Genomic DNA, 14,447 nt, shown 5'->3' with positions numbered 1-14,447 from the left:
TCCTCATTGAGGAAGGCTTTTTTGCAGGTAAAGAAAATTTATCGTTCTGCCCTGCTGACGATGAGCCTCATAAGCTGCTGATTCCCATCTGTTCTTAGCGGTTGGGCGATGAGGTAAGCGCCCAATCTGATAAATAGACGGAGAAATTACCCTTATTTAGAAAATGAGCGAAAAAATCGCTTAAATAGACGGAAAAATTCCGCTTATCGAATCTAAAAACATGAAAATAGAGAGCTTTGCTTTGCATAAGCGGAAAAATTACCCTTATTTACCGGCAAAATAAGCTCCATGGTGATATAAGCGGAAAATTTCCGCTTATTTTATTCGTTGCTTATAAGGATCAGAATGCTTAGTGAAACAGAAGTAGGATGTGCCAGAAGTTGCCTGCGGGCTCGCTGTGCACCCGTGGTCGCGCTCAGTTTGCCCGGTTTTTCTAACGCGACCTGTGCGCACCTGCCTAAAGCAGAACCGATGTCCCTTTTCGATTCAAAACATTTTTCGCGGCATAATGCATTTTGCAGATCCCTGTATTGCCGAATACATGCACCTCGTCAGTGACATGATAAGGATAATCTATCCTAAAGGGCGTGAATGAAATGGCTGCTTTAATCATTGCAATTTTGTTTTGGATTCTTGGAATGGCTGTGCTCTGTGCAAGCTTTTATCTGACGAAAGAGATGAGACAGGCTGGTGACCACTTAATTGTGGAAGCGGAGCATGAGAAGGGAAAGGATGATTCTGCAAGTATAGCCATGGCGATCGAAGCAAGCTTCCTGAAGCGTATTCCAAGTTACATGATTCACATGGTGACAGGGACCATCGGTGCAACATTGATTGCGCTTGGCTTTGTCGCGCTTGCTTTTTACGTTCATTAATGAAGTGTCGATGAAGCCTGTCGAAGCAGCAGGTTAATTGATATAATAAAAATATGAAATTTCGATAAAAGACGACATTTAACGCGTGCAGCTGCGCGTGATTGACATGGAGCGGTGAACATTCATTGGGAAAACGAAAGCAAGGGAATTCGGATAAGCGATCAAACATTACGCTATTGAAAAAGCAATTTACTGTCGGAGAAGATGAGACCATCAATCAATGTCTCGAACGGATGAAAGCCGAAGGATACGCGCCGATCAGGCGGACAGAGCGTCCGATTTTTCGAGAAACGGAATCAGGACCGGAATGCATCGGTCGGCAATGTGTTTTCGACGGAAAATTGATTTCGTCAAAAGGCGAACAATAGTACGAAACATTTCATCTAATGTTCGATAATCCGGTTGACATGCGGTGAATGTTGTTGATATGATGAGAGGGTCAAAAAGAAAAGCGAACCCTCATATATTTTTGGGAATATGGCCCAACTGTCTCTACCTGGCGACCGGAAATTGCCGGACTATGAAGGGAAAATAGCAACGTTTTGTTGGAAGCCGCTGCCCGCGGTAAAAGACCAGACGGTTGTTTTCTCTTCATTTTCAGGAAAACAGCTGTTCTGGGCTTTTTATTGTCTGGATTTTGAATGTGTTTAAAGAGCCTGAGAGACAGAAAAAGAGCTGATGATGTCGATTCGGCTCGACAATGTGTTCGTTCACGCTCTTTTTAAATGCTTTTTATTTGGGAGGCAGTATTGTGAGTCAAGCAGTAGTTGGTGTGATTATGGGAAGCAGCTCCGATTGGGAAACCATGAAGAATGCGTGCGATGTTTTGGATATGATGGACATTCCTTATGAGAAGAAGGTTGTGTCCGCGCACCGTACACCGGATTTAATGTTTGAGTATGCGGAGACTGCACGCGAACGCGGAATCAAAGTGATTATTGCAGGTGCTGGCGGAGCCGCGCATTTACCGGGTATGACCGCGGCAAAGACGACCTTGCCGGTCATCGGCGTTCCTGTGAAATCCCGAGCGCTCAGCGGTATGGACTCATTATTATCCATTGTTCAGATGCCGGCCGGCATTCCGGTGGCAACTGTAGCAATTGGTGCATCCGGGGCGACCAATGCCGGTTTACTCGCTGCTCAGATGCTCTCGGCATTCGATGATCAGTTGAAGAACCGTTTAGAAGACTATCGTGAATCTCTGGCCAAGAAGGCAAAGGAAAGTGATCTGAAATGAAGCAGAAAACGATCTTGCCGGGACAAACCATCGGCATTCTCGGCGGCGGACAATTAGGACGGATGATGGCGATCAGCGCGAAACAAATGGGCTATCGGATTGCCGTACTTGATCCGACTAAGGATTGCCCGTGCGCGCAGGTCGCGGACATCGCAATTGTTACGGATTACGACGATCCGGAAGGCGCAAAGAAAATGGCGGCATGTGCTGATGTCGTCACCTATGAATTTGAAAATGTAGACGTTCAGACGGTGGACTACCTGCAGGAAAACAGTTATCTTCCTCAGGGCGGCCACCTGCTTGAAATAACCAAGGATAGACTGAATGAAAAGGCGGCAATCCGCGAAGCGGGCTTGCCGGTTGTTCCCTACATGCCTGTCCGTAATCATGATGAATTGGAAAAAGCTATTGCTGAAATCGGATTTCCGTCCGTACTGAAAACAACTCAGGGCGGCTACGATGGAAAAGGCCAGTACGTTCTCAAATCTGAATCAGATTTAGAGGAAGCACGCCCTTATATAGGAAAGACTCCATTTGAATTGGAAAAATGGCTTCCGTTTGAAAAAGAAATCTCTGTTATTGTTGTACGCAGCACGACCGGGGAAACCTCTGTATTCCCGGTTGCTGAAAACATACATCGTCATAATATTTTGCATCATACTCTAGTGCCGGCGAGAATACCTGAAAGTCTCCGCGTTGAAGCAACCGAACATGCGTTGCAGCTTGCGGAAGCCCTCAAGCTCGTCGGCACGCTTGCCGTCGAAATGTTTGTCGGCACGGACGGAAAGGTGTACGTCAATGAGACCGCACCGCGTCCGCACAACTCCGGACATTTTTCAATTAATGCCTGCGAGACGTCTCAGTTTGAACAGCATGTGCGTGCGATCTGCGGTTTGCCGCTGTCCAGCACGCAGCTGCTCAAACCGGTCATTATGATCAATATTCTTGGCGAGCATGTCCAGCCGGTTTTGGACAAAATTGATTTATTGAAATCCGCGCACCTCCACTTATATGGAAAAGACGCGGCGAAAACCGGACGCAAGATGGGTCATCTGACGATCCTGGGTGACAGTGTTGATGAAGCAATTGAGCAAGCAGAGAGATTAGGAATATGGAAAATTGAACAGGAAGTGGGTAAGCATTCATGATTGATCGGTATACACGGCCGGAAATGGGCGCAATTTGGACAGAAGAAAACAGGTACAGGGCATGGCTTGAAGTCGAAATTCTTGCCTGTGCCGGTTGGTCGGAACTCGGAGAAATACCAAAGGAAGACGTTGAAAAGCTGAGGAAAAATGCGACATTTACGGTTGATCGCATCCATGAGATTGAACAACAGACGCGTCACGATGTTGTAGCGTTCACACGAACCGTTTCCGAATCGCTAGGCGACGAAAAGAAATGGGTACATTACGGTCTGACCTCGACGGATGTTGTGGATACCGCTCAAGGCTACCTGCTGAAGCAAGCAAATGAAATTTTGGAAAAAGATATTGAACAGTTTATTGAAGTCATCCGCCAGAAGGCGAAGAAATATAAAAATACGGTCATGATGGGCCGTACGCACGGGGTTCATGCCGAACCGACAACCTTTGGCCTTGTTTTAGCCCTGTGGTATGAAGAAATGAAACGCAATCTGGAGCGTTTCAAACGCGCAGCCGACGAAGTGCAGTACGGCAAAATTTCCGGTGCGGTCGGCACGTATGCCAATATCGATCCTGCTGTTGAAACCTATGTGTGCGAACATCTCGGGATTAAGCCGGCGCCGATCTCAACACAGGTGCTTCAACGTGATCGTCACGCACACTATATGTCCGTGCTTGCGCTGATTGCGACCTCAATTGAGAAATTCGCGGTTGAAGTACGCGGCTTGCAGCGTTCGGAGGTTCGCGAAGTTGAAGAATATTTTGCAAAGGGTCAGAAGGGCTCATCGGCAATGCCTCATAAACGCAACCCGATTGGTTCGGAAAACATGTGCGGACTTGCCCGCGTGATTCGCGGTTATATGCTGACTGCCTACGATGATGTGCCGCTTTGGCATGAACGCGACATTTCACACTCATCGGCAGAACGGATCATCCTTCCGGACGCGACCATCGGCTTGGATTACATGCTCAATCGTTTCTCAACGATTATTGAGAAGCTGACTGTTTTCCCGGAAAATATGAAACGCAATATGAAGCGTACCTTCGGCTTGATCTTCTCGCAGCACGTTCTGCTTGCCTTGATTGAAAAAGGAATGAGCCGCGAAGCTGCTTATGATATTGTTCAGCCGAATGCAATGAAGTCATGGGAGACGGAAACGCCATTTAAAGAAATCGTTGAAGGTGATGCGCGTATTACCGATCAATTGACTCAGGCTGAAATCGATGCCTGCTTTGATGAAACCTACCACCTGAAAAATGTTGACTTTATCTTTGAACGTCTGGGTTTGAACGACTAAATCTGTATCTTCAGCGAAAAGGGGAAAAACAAATGAGTCAGCTTTTATATGAAGGAAAAGCGAAAAAAATGTTCACGACGGATGATCCGAACGTATTGCGAGTGGTGTACAAGAACGACGCAACTGCATTTAACGGTCAGAAAAAAGCGCAGTTTGAAGGAAAAGGCCGCTTGAACAACGCGATCTGCACCAAGATCTTTAAAATGCTACAGGGAAAAGGTGTTCCAACGCATTATATCGAAACGATTTCCGAAACTGAGCAATTAGTCAAAGCGGTGAGCATTGTTCCGATCGAAGTTGTTGTTCGAAACGTTGTTGCAGGCAGTCTGTCAAAACGTCTCGGTGTTGATGAAGGTGAAACGCTCGGACGCACAATCGTTGAATTCTACTATAAAAGTGACGAACTTGGCGATCCGATGATCAACAGCGATCACGCTTTGGCAATGGACATCGCAACAAAAGAAGAACTCGCGGAAATCCGCCGCCTTGCACTCAGCATTAACGAATCATTGCAGGCATTCTTCGCTGAAGCAGGCATCTTGCTTGTCGATTTTAAAATCGAGTTTGGCAAACTGAAAGAAACAGGTGCCATTGTGCTTGCCGATGAAATCTCGCCGGACAGCTGCCGTCTATGGGATAAAGAGACTCATGAAAAGCTTGATAAAGATGTTTTCCGCCGCAATATCGCTGATCTCCCCGAAACCTATGAAAAACTTTTGAAACGCTTGGAGGATGTCAAATGAAAAAGGTGAAGGTGTTCATTACATTGAAAGAAAGTGTGCTTGATCCTCAAGGTCAGGCGGTCATGCAGTCGCTGCACAATATGGACTATAAAGCCGTTAAAGATGTGCGCATCGGCAAATACATTGAACTCCAGATGGAAGACTCAGCAGATGTCGCGGAGCAGGTCGATACGATTTGCGACCAGTTGCTCGCAAATACGGTTATTGAAAATTATCGCTATGAAGTCGAGGAGGAGGTTCATTCGTGAAAACCGCGGTCATTGTTTTTCCCGGCTCCAACTGCGACCAAGATATGTATTACGCGATTAAAGATGGACTGGATGAAGAAGTAGACTATGTGTGGCATGCGGAAACCTCGCTGGACGGCTATGACGCGATCATGATTCCCGGCGGTTTTTCCTATGGCGACTATCTGAGATCAGGCGCAATCGCACGTTTCGCCGGGATTATGCCGGCAGTCATCAAGGCTGCCAAAGAAGGCAAACCGGTACTGGGTGTGTGCAACGGCTTCCAGATTCTGCTCGAAGCAGGACTGCTGCCCGGAGCAATGCTGAAGAACAAGCATCTCAAATTCATTTGTGAAACCGTTAATCTTCAGGTTAAAAATAACGATACACAATTTACAAAGCTTTACAATCAGGATGAAGTGATTCGCATTCCGATCGCACACGGCGAAGGCAATTATTTCTGCGACGACGAGACGCTCAAGGAACTGCAGGAGAATAACCGGATTGTCTTCACCTATTCAGGAGAAAATCCAAACGGATCAAGAGCTGATATCGCCGGCATTATTAATGAGGCCGGCAATGTGCTCGGCATGATGCCGCACCCGGAACGCGCCGCCGATGCACTGCTCGGCAGCGATGACGGTCTTCGTCTGTTCCAGTCGATCCTAAACCATTGGAGGGAATCTACTCATGCCGCTTACACATCTTGAACCATCACCGGAGCAGATTGAACAGGAAAAAGTATACCGCACAATGGGGCTCACGGAAGAAGAGTACCAAAAGGTGAAGAATTTGCTCGGACGCAAGCCAAACTATACGGAAACCGGGCTGTTCTCGGTGATGTGGTCGGAACACTGCAGCTACAAGACATCAAAGCCGGTGCTGAAGTATTTCCCAACAACCGGCGAACATGTCCTCCAGGGTCCTGGCGAAGGTGCCGGTATTGTTGACATTGGTGACGGTCAGGCAGTTGTGTTCAAAATCGAAAGCCATAACCATCCTTCGGCCATCGAGCCGTACCAAGGTGCCGCAACCGGTGTCGGCGGAATTATCCGCGATGTGTTCTCAATGGGCGCACGTCCCGTGGCACTGCTTGACTCACTTCGTTTTGGCGATTTGGACAGTTCTCGTGTCCGCTATCTTTTTGAAGAAGTGGTCAGCGGAATTGCCGGATACGGTAACTGCATCGGCATTCCAACGGTTGGCGGCGAACTTCAATTTGATCCGTGCTACAACGGAAATCCGCTTGTGAATGCGATGTGCGTCGGCATCATGGATCATGCCGACATTCAGGTCGGTCAGGCGCGCGGCATTGGCAACACGGTTATGTACGTTGGCGCAAGCACAGGCCGCGATGGTATTAACGGCGCGACCTTCGCTTCCGAAGAAATCTCTGAAAAATCGGATGAGAAGCGTTCGGCAGTACAGGTTGGCGATCCGTTCATGGAAAAATTGCTCGTTGAAGCATGTCTTGAATTAACGAAGCATGATGCGCTTGTCGGTATTCAAGATATGGGTGCGGCCGGGCTTGTTTCCTCCGCAAGTGAAATGGCAGCTAAGGCCGGCGTCGGCATTCATATGAATCTCGATCTGATTCCGCAGCGTGAAACGGAAATGACGCCATATGAAATGATGCTCTCCGAATCACAAGAACGCATGCTGATCGTTATTAAGAAGGGCAGCGAGGAAGAAATCAAAGCGATTTTCGCCCGTTGGGGTCTTCACGCGGTAGCGGTTGGCGAAGTTATTGAAGAAGAAGTGCTTCGCCTCGAGCATAAAGGCAAGATTGTGGCCGATGTTCCATCGGATTCTTTAGCGTCTGCACCGGTTCGCCATATGCCGTCCAAGGTTCCTGCAGTTTATCTTGCAAATCAAGCGGCTCCGGCGTGGAAGCCTGAAATCAATAATTACGCGAAAACAATTAAAAAACTGCTCGGTCAGCCAACTCTAGCTTCAAAAGAATGGGTGACTCGTCAGTATGACTATATGGTACAAACGAACACGGTTGTTGCACCGGGCTCTGATGCAGCAGTTGTCCGTGTGCGCGGAACGAAAAAAGGCCTCGCCATGACAACGGATTGCAATGCCAAGTATTTGGCACTTGATCCTAACGAAGGCGGAAAAATTGCTGTTGCTGAAGCAGCGCGAAATATTGTCTGCTCCGGCGGCGTGCCGCTCGCGATCACTGACTGCTTGAACTTCGGCAGTCCGGAAAATCCGGAAGTGTTCTGGGAAATCGATGAATCCGTCAAAGGAATGGCAAAGGCGTGTGACGTCCTGAAGACTCCGGTTATCAGCGGCAACGTCTCCCTCTACAATGAAACCGATCGCGGTGCCATTGATCCGACTCCGGTTGTCGGCATGGTCGGCCTCGTTGAAGATCTTGATCATGTCATGACTGCTTCCTTTAAGAACGAAGGCGACGCAGTCTATGTCATCGGCACGGCAAAACCTGAATTCGGCGGCAGTGCATTGCAGATCCTTATGGACGGCGAAGTGAGCGGTAAGGCTCCGGCACTTGATCTTGAACTGGAAAAGGGCCGTCAGGGTAAAGTTCTTGAGGCAATTAAGTCAGGCTTTCTCGCTTCGGCTCACGATATTTCCGAAGGCGGTCTAGCTGTTGCCGTTGCTGAGTCGGTATTTGGCACGGAGCTCGGCTGCGATCTTAAATTTGATACCGATCCTGCAGTAGAACTTTTCTCAGAAACTCAGTCACGTTATCTGATTACTGTACCTGAAATAACCAAGAAGGATTTTGAAGCATTAGTAGGCGACGCTGTTTTTGTCGGCAATGTGACACGCAGCGAAACCGTAAACCTAGCCTTTGCATCGTCAACCGTCACTCTGAATCGGAATGAACTCGAGAACGAATGGAGAGGGGCACTGTCATGCATTATGTCGGCAAAGAACTGAATGAAGAATGTGCGGTTTTTGGAATCTGGGGTCACGAAAACGCGGCAAAGCTGACCTATTACGGTCTTCACAGCATGCAGCACCGCGGACAGGAAGGCGCCGGTATTGCGGTTTCCGACGGAAAACATATTTATGATCACAAAGGACTCGGCCTCGTCAATGATGTATTTGACCATGATAAGCTCGATGCTTTGAGCAAGGGGTATGCAGCCATTGGTCATGTTCGTTATTCGACACAAGGCGGTAACAGCTATGCCAATGTGCAGCCGCTCGTTTTCCGCTCACAAAAAGACTCGCTCTCGATCGCGCATAACGGTAATTTGGTGAATGCCCATAAATTAAAAGGAGAGCTTGAAGAACGCGGCAGCATTTTTCAAACGACATCCGATACGGAAGTTATCGCTCACTTGATTAAACGCGACTATGCCGATAATTTTATCGAAAGCGTCAAGCACGCATTATCGGTAATCAAAGGCGCTTATGCGCTTGCAATGCTGACTGAACACCAATTGATCGCGGCTTTGGATCCAAATGGACTGCGCCCGCTTTCACTTGGTAAATTGGGTGACGCATGGGTGGTTGCTTCGGAAACCTGCGCGTTTGATCTGATCGGCGCGACTTATGTCCGCGATGTCAATCCGGGTGAAATCATTGTTATTGACAATGAAGGTCTGCACTCAGACTTCTTTACCAACCGGACCGAGCCTGCGATCTGCAGCATGGAATACATCTATTTTTCTCGTCCAGACAGCAATATTCAGGGCATCAATGTGCATGCGGCAAGAAAAAATCTTGGCCGTATGCTCGCCCAAGAAGCGCCGGTTGAAGCAGACGTTGTCACCGGTGTTCCGGATTCCAGTATTTCGGCGGCGATCGGCTATGCCGAAGCAACCGGAATTCCGTACGAACTCGGCATGATCAAGAACCGTTATGTCGGTCGAACCTTTATCCAGCCGTCACAGGAATTACGTGAACAAGGAGTGAAAATGAAGCTTTCTCCGGTTCGCGCAATTATCGAAGGCAAGCGTGTGGTCATGGTCGATGATTCGATTGTGCGTGGCACAACAAGCCGCCGCATCGTCGGCATGCTGCGTGATGCAGGCGCGACCGAGGTTCATGTTCGGATCAGTTCGCCGCCGATCACCCATCCATGTTTTTATGGGATCGACACATCAACGTCTTCCGAATTGATCGCGTCTACGCATTCAGTAGAAGATATTCGTGAATTAATCGGTGCTGACTCACTCGTTTACTTAAGTCCTGAGGGATTGAAGAAAGCGATCGGGCGCGACCCGGCAATGAAGAACTGCGGACAGTGCATGGCTTGCTTCACGGGCAAGTACCCGACGGAAATTTATCCGGATACGGTTCTGCCGCATGAAAAAGAACTGCTTGTCTGAGGAGGACCATCATGGCGAACGCATATAAAAAAGCCGGCGTAAACATCGAAGCCGGCTATGAAACAGTCGGACGAATCAAGAAGCATGTGCAGCGAACGTTCCGCCCCGAAGTGATCGGCGGATTAGGCGGTTTCGGCGGTGCAATTGATCTGTCCCAAATGAACATTAAAGAACCGGTCTTGGTTTCGGGAACAGACGGAGTTGGTACCAAGCTGATGATCGCTTTTGCGACGGAGCGACATGACACGATCGGCATCGACGCTGTTGCAATGTGTGTCAACGATATCGTCACGCAAGGCGCCGAACCGATCTATTTTCTCGATTATCTGGCCTGCTCCTCACTCAAGCCGGAAAAAGCGGAAGCGATTGTCAAAGGAATTGCTGACGGCTGTGCCGATGCAGGCTGTGCATTAATCGGCGGTGAGACCGCTGAAATGCCGGGCATGTATCAAGAAAATGACTATGATATTGCCGGTTTTTCGGTCGGCGTTGTGGAAAAATCAAAACGGATTACCGGTGAGAATGTAAAGGTCGGCGATCTCTTAATCGGGCTCGCATCAAGCGGCATACACAGCAATGGATTTTCACTTGTCCGCAAACTTATTTCCGATGCCGGTTTAACCTACAGCGATGCCTATGCACCGGAACCGGGAAAAACGGTAGGCGAAATCTTGCTCACGCCAACGAAAATCTACGTTAAACCTGTGCTTGATTTACTTAAAAAGGTTGATGTTCACGGAATTGCACATATTACAGGCGGCGGATTCTATGAAAATGTGCCGCGTATGTTCCCAGATGGCTTAACGGCGGAAATGGACGTCTCTGCTTGGAAACGTCCTGCTGTGTTTGATTGGCTGAAAGAGTTAGGCAGTCTGCAGCTCGATGACATGTTTCATACCTTTAACATGGGCATCGGCATGGTGGTGGCTGTTGCTCCTGAAGATGCAGACCAAGCTCTGGCTGCGCTGAAGGCGTTTGGTGAAGCACCGGTTGTTGTTGGAAAAGTTGTCGAAGGTCATGAATTGACGCTGGTGAATTGTGATGAAGCATAAGATCGCTGTTTTTGCCTCAGGACACGGTACGAATTTCGTCGCAATCAACAAAGCGATTCAAGAGGGACAGATTTCTGCAACCATCGAACTGGTTGTTTGCGATCAGCCGGGAGCAGCCGTTATCGAGCGCGCGAAGCGGGCGGGTGTCGATACGTTGGTCGTTTCAAGGAAAGACTACCCGTCCAAAGCGGCATTTGAACAAGTCATTGCCGACGCGTGCAAAGAACATGATGTCACGTATATTTTTCTTGCAGGGTACATGCGAATTCTCGGCAAGGTCATGCTTGCTGCGTATCCGCATCGGATTATTAACATTCATCCATCATTACTTCCTTCTTTTACCGGACTGGATGCGATTGGTCAAGCCTTTGAGAAAGGCGTAAAGATCACAGGCATTACGATTCATTATGTGGACGAGGGCATGGATACCGGCCCGATCATCGCCCAAGCAGCCGTTCCGGTGAAAGATAACGACACAGTTGAGACACTGGAAGCACGCATCCATGAAACAGAGCACAACGTGTATCCGGCAACCATCGCGAAGCTGCTCAGCAAGTGATCGAACGATCCAGTGGGGCGGGAGTTAAAGCTAATCCGATGAGTAAGCACACTATATATAGCAGTACTTCATAAACAGACATATTGCGGATTGAAAATAGAAAGGATGTATCGAAGTGGCAAAACGAGCATTAGTCAGTGTTTCTGATAAGACAGGGCTTATTGATTTTGTAAAAAAATTGGTAGACGCCGGAATTGAGATTATCTCAACCGGCGGCACGAAAAAAACGATTGAAAATGCGGGAATTCCCGTTATGTCGATCAGTGAAATCACTGATTTTCCGGAAATTCTTGACGGACGTGTGAAGACGCTGCATCCGGCCGTTCATGGCGGTTTGCTGGCTGTTCGCGGTAAAAAGGAACACATGGATGCAATCAAAGAACTAGGCATTCAACCGATTGATTTTGTTGTCGTTAATCTTTATCCGTTCAAAGAAACCATTTCAAAACCGGATGTTGCTTATGATGACGCGGTTGAGAACATTGATATCGGCGGACCGAGCATGCTTCGCTCAGCTGCGAAGAATCATCGCAGCGTGACCGTTGTCTGCGATCCTGGCGACTACGATCTCGTTGCGGAAAGTCTCGACGAGAATGCCGATGTTCCTTTTGAACTCAAACAAAAGCTTGCGGCAAAGGTATTCCGCCATACCGCGGCTTATGACGCGCTGATTGCCGACTACTTCACCAAGCAAGTCGGTGAGGAATTCCCAGAAAAGCTTACCCTGACTTATGAAAAGAAACAGCCGCTTCGTTATGGTGAAAATCCGCATCAAAAGGCTGCCTTCTACAGTGATCCAATCGAAGACGAATCAACGATTGCCGCAGCAAAACAGCTGCACGGCAAGGAACTTTCCTATAATAATATCCGCGATGCAGATGCTGCACTTGGCATTGTAAAGGAATTCAGACAACCGGCTGCGGTTGCTGTTAAACATATGAATCCATGTGGCATCGGCATTGGTGAATCCGTTAACGAAGCCTATGCCAAAGCCTATGAGACAGATCCTGTATCTATTTTCGGCGGCATCATCGCATTGAACCGGGAAGTGGATGCTGCTCTTGCCACAGAGCTCCACAAGATCTTCCTTGAAATTGTCATCGCTCCTTCATACTCTGAAGAAGCTCTGGCAATTCTCGAAAAGAAGAAGAATCTTCGTTTGCTGCAAGTCGCGATGAGCGATGAACCGCAAGACTTCGCTCAATATACATCTGTTCGCGGCGGTATGCTCGTTCAAGATTTGGACACGAAGGGCTATGCCGACATTGAAGAAAATCTGAAGGTGGTCACCGACCGCAAGCCGACAGAAGCAGAAATGGAAAGCTTGAAATTTGCTTGGACGATCGTCAAACATGTGAAATCAAACGCAATCGCACTCGTTAATGATGGACTGATGGTCGGCATGGGCGGCGGTCAGACAAACCGTGTCGGTGCAGCGAAAATTGCACTTGAAGAAGCCGGCGATAAGACAAAGGGTGCTGTGCTTTCTTCCGATGCATTCTTCCCAATGGGCGATACCGTTGAAGCAGCAGCCAAAGCAGGTATTACTGCAATTATTCAGCCGGGCGGCTCCATCCGTGATAAGGAATCAATCGAAATGGCAAACAAATACAACATTGCCATGGTACTCACCGGCATGCGCCACTTCAAACATTAAGTTTATTCGCTTATTGAAAGGGGTACGATCATGAACGTGTTGATTGTCGGCGGCGGCGGCCGCGAACATGCGATGGCTTGGAAGGTATCGCAAAGCAAGCTGGTAGAAAAAGTTTACGCTGCGCCTGGCAGCGACGGCATGGCTGCCGTTGCGGAATGTGTTCCGATTGATGCGATGGATTTTGAAGCACTGGCGACCTTTGCTAAAGATCACGATGTTGCACTGACGCTTGTCGGTCCGGAGCAGCCGCTTGTCGGCGGAATTGTCGATGTTTTCGCGGCGAATGGGCTGAAGGCTTTCGGACCATCGAAAGCGGCAGCACAGATCGAGGGCAGCAAATCGTTTGCCAAGGCATTGATGGCAAAATACAAGATCCCAACATCACATTATCAAACCTTTACGGACTATCAAGAAGCCAGTGATTATCTTCAGAAGGTCGGCGCACCGATTGTTCTTAAAGCCGATGGACTTGCTGCCGGAAAAGGGGTCATTGTCGCCATGACGATGGCGGAAGCCGAAAACGGTCTAAAAGAGATCATGAAGGATAAAAAATTCGCCGATGCGGGATCTCGTGTGGTCATTGAAGAGTACCTTGAAGGTGAAGAATTTTCATTAATGGCTTTGGTGAACGGTGAAAAAGTCGTTCCTCTGGCAATTGCTCAGGATCATAAGCGGGCCTATGAAGGCGACAAAGGCCCGAATACTGGCGGAATGGGCGCCTACTCACCGGTTCCACAGATTGCACAATCAATTGTAGACGGAGCTGTGAAAACCATTTTGCAGCCGACTGCTGACGGCATGGTGTCTGAAGGCTTCACGTTTACAGGTGTGCTTTATGCCGGATTAATCCTGACTGCTGCCGGTCCGAAAGTGATCGAATTCAACTGCCGATTCGGTGATCCGGAGACACAGGTTGTGCTGCCTCGAATGGAATCTGATTTCATTCAAACCGTACTCGACGTACTGGACGGCAAACAGCCTGATCTTGCATGGAGCGAAAAAACAGCGGTCGGCGTCGTGCTCGCCTCCGAAGGATACCCAGGCAACTATGAGAAGAATTTGAAGCTTGGAAATCTGGACGCACTTCCGGAAGATGCCCTGCTTTTCCACGCCGGAACGAAAAAATCCGGTGCGGACTGGCTGACCAATGGCGGTCGCGTACTACTCGTTACAAGACTTGGCAACGATTTGCGCTCGGCCCGTGACGCAGTCAACAAGGATCTCGAACGTATTCAAACGGATGCCGTATTCTTCCGCAAGGATATCGGGCATCACGCATTGGAAGTTTCAAAATAACCGATAAGTGATAAAAGCTGTCTTTGCCTGAAGGGTGAAGACAGC

General features: G+C 48.6%; 14 protein-coding genes and 1 riboswitch. All 14 genes read left to right on the top strand.

Annotation, left to right across the window (positions count from 1 at the left end; translation table 11 throughout):
- The first annotated feature begins 596 nt into the window (after positions 1-596).
- The 14 genes from NOM01_RS13760 to purD all read left to right on the top strand — a co-directional run bounded on the left by NOM01_RS13760 (position 597) and on the right by purD (position 14,402).
- Positions 597-875, top strand: a complete 279-nt coding sequence (locus NOM01_RS13760; protein WP_255749074.1) for a hypothetical protein — start codon at positions 597-599, stop codon at positions 873-875.
- Between the two features lie 125 nt (positions 876-1,000).
- Complete coding sequence (locus tag NOM01_RS13755) at positions 1,001-1,243, top strand: NETI motif-containing protein (protein ID WP_370646126.1); 243 nt, start codon at positions 1,001-1,003, stop codon at positions 1,241-1,243.
- Positions 1,244-1,314: 71 nt separating this feature from the next.
- Positions 1,315-1,416: riboswitch (purine riboswitch) on the top strand.
- Between the two features lie 159 nt (positions 1,417-1,575).
- Entirely contained in the window at positions 1,576-2,112 is a 537-nt protein-coding gene (gene purE / locus NOM01_RS13750) for a 5-(carboxyamino)imidazole ribonucleotide mutase (RefSeq protein ID WP_370646125.1), read from the top strand.
- Positions 2,109-3,260 carry a 5-(carboxyamino)imidazole ribonucleotide synthase gene (gene purK / locus NOM01_RS13745; protein ID WP_255749073.1) on the top strand — a complete coding sequence of 384 codons (1,152 nt, stop codon included), beginning with the start codon at positions 2,109-2,111 and terminating at the stop codon, positions 3,258-3,260. The genes purE and purK overlap by 4 nt, the downstream gene beginning before the upstream one ends.
- Complete coding sequence (gene purB, locus NOM01_RS13740) at positions 3,257-4,555, top strand: adenylosuccinate lyase (RefSeq protein WP_255749072.1); 1,299 nt, start codon at positions 3,257-3,259, stop codon at positions 4,553-4,555. The genes purK and purB overlap by 4 nt, the downstream gene beginning before the upstream one ends.
- Positions 4,556-4,587: 32 nt before the next feature.
- Complete coding sequence (gene purC, locus NOM01_RS13735; RefSeq protein WP_255749071.1) at positions 4,588-5,298, top strand: phosphoribosylaminoimidazolesuccinocarboxamide synthase; 711 nt, start codon at positions 4,588-4,590, stop codon at positions 5,296-5,298.
- Positions 5,295-5,546: a phosphoribosylformylglycinamidine synthase subunit PurS gene (purS, locus tag NOM01_RS13730; RefSeq protein WP_255749070.1), complete on the top strand. Its 252-nt coding sequence runs from the start codon at positions 5,295-5,297 to the stop codon at positions 5,544-5,546. The genes purC and purS overlap by 4 nt, the downstream gene beginning before the upstream one ends.
- Positions 5,543-6,235 (top strand): phosphoribosylformylglycinamidine synthase subunit PurQ, encoded by a 693-nt coding sequence (gene purQ, locus NOM01_RS13725; protein ID WP_255749069.1) that lies wholly within the window; start codon positions 5,543-5,545, stop codon positions 6,233-6,235. The genes purS and purQ overlap by 4 nt, the downstream gene beginning before the upstream one ends.
- Positions 6,216-8,438 carry a phosphoribosylformylglycinamidine synthase subunit PurL gene (purL, locus tag NOM01_RS13720; RefSeq protein ID WP_255749068.1) on the top strand — a complete coding sequence of 741 codons (2,223 nt, stop codon included), beginning with the start codon at positions 6,216-6,218 and terminating at the stop codon, positions 8,436-8,438. The genes purQ and purL overlap by 20 nt, the downstream gene beginning before the upstream one ends.
- On the top strand, positions 8,414-9,838 hold the full coding sequence (gene purF, locus NOM01_RS13715; RefSeq protein WP_255749067.1) for an amidophosphoribosyltransferase: 1,425 nt from the start codon (positions 8,414-8,416) through the stop codon (positions 9,836-9,838). Before purL ends, purF begins: the two co-directional genes overlap by 25 nt.
- An 11-nt stretch (positions 9,839-9,849) precedes the next feature.
- Entirely contained in the window at positions 9,850-10,890 is a 1,041-nt protein-coding gene (gene purM, locus NOM01_RS13710; RefSeq protein WP_255749066.1) for a phosphoribosylformylglycinamidine cyclo-ligase, read from the top strand.
- Positions 10,880-11,449: a phosphoribosylglycinamide formyltransferase gene (purN, locus tag NOM01_RS13705; protein WP_255749065.1), complete on the top strand. Its 570-nt coding sequence runs from the start codon at positions 10,880-10,882 to the stop codon at positions 11,447-11,449. The genes purM and purN overlap by 11 nt, the downstream gene beginning before the upstream one ends.
- A 115-nt stretch (positions 11,450-11,564) precedes the next feature.
- Positions 11,565-13,106 (top strand): bifunctional phosphoribosylaminoimidazolecarboxamide formyltransferase/IMP cyclohydrolase, encoded by a 1,542-nt coding sequence (purH, locus tag NOM01_RS13700; protein ID WP_255749064.1) that lies wholly within the window; start codon positions 11,565-11,567, stop codon positions 13,104-13,106.
- Between the two features lie 30 nt (positions 13,107-13,136).
- The gene (purD, locus tag NOM01_RS13695) at positions 13,137-14,402 is read left to right on the top strand and encodes a phosphoribosylamine--glycine ligase (protein WP_255749063.1); all 1,266 of its coding nucleotides are present in this window, start codon (positions 13,137-13,139) and stop codon (positions 14,400-14,402) included.
- Positions 14,403-14,447 lie beyond the last annotated feature (45 nt).

This window comes from Sporolactobacillus sp. STSJ-5 (genome assembly GCF_024385605.1).
In the GTDB taxonomy this organism is placed as follows: Bacteria; Bacillota; Bacilli; order Bacillales; family Sporolactobacillaceae; genus Sporolactobacillus.
The sequence above is the reverse complement of the archived record's forward strand: the minus strand, read 5'-3'. Positions and strand labels throughout refer to the sequence as shown.

Excerpts from the sequence above, each read along its gene's own strand:
- NOM01_RS13760 (WP_255749074.1), top strand. The coding sequence starts at position 597 with ATGGCTGCTTTAATCATTGCAATTTTGTTTTGGATTCTTGGAATGGCT.
- purE (WP_370646125.1), top strand. The coding sequence starts at position 1,576 with ATGTGTTCGTTCACGCTCTTTTTAAATGCTTTTTATTTGGGAGGCAGT.
- purK (WP_255749073.1), top strand. The coding sequence starts at position 2,109 with ATGAAGCAGAAAACGATCTTGCCGGGACAAACCATCGGCATTCTCGGC.
- purB (WP_255749072.1), top strand. The coding sequence starts at position 3,257 with ATGATTGATCGGTATACACGGCCGGAAATGGGCGCAATTTGGACAGAA.
- purC (WP_255749071.1), top strand. The coding sequence starts at position 4,588 with ATGAGTCAGCTTTTATATGAAGGAAAAGCGAAAAAAATGTTCACGACG.
- purS (WP_255749070.1), top strand. The coding sequence starts at position 5,295 with ATGAAAAAGGTGAAGGTGTTCATTACATTGAAAGAAAGTGTGCTTGAT.
- purL (WP_255749068.1), top strand. The coding sequence starts at position 6,216 with ATGCCGCTTACACATCTTGAACCATCACCGGAGCAGATTGAACAGGAA.
- purF (WP_255749067.1), top strand. The coding sequence starts at position 8,414 with ATGCATTATGTCGGCAAAGAACTGAATGAAGAATGTGCGGTTTTTGGA.
- purM (WP_255749066.1), top strand. The coding sequence starts at position 9,850 with ATGGCGAACGCATATAAAAAAGCCGGCGTAAACATCGAAGCCGGCTAT.
- purN (WP_255749065.1), top strand. The coding sequence starts at position 10,880 with ATGAAGCATAAGATCGCTGTTTTTGCCTCAGGACACGGTACGAATTTC.
- purD (WP_255749063.1), top strand. The coding sequence starts at position 13,137 with ATGAACGTGTTGATTGTCGGCGGCGGCGGCCGCGAACATGCGATGGCT.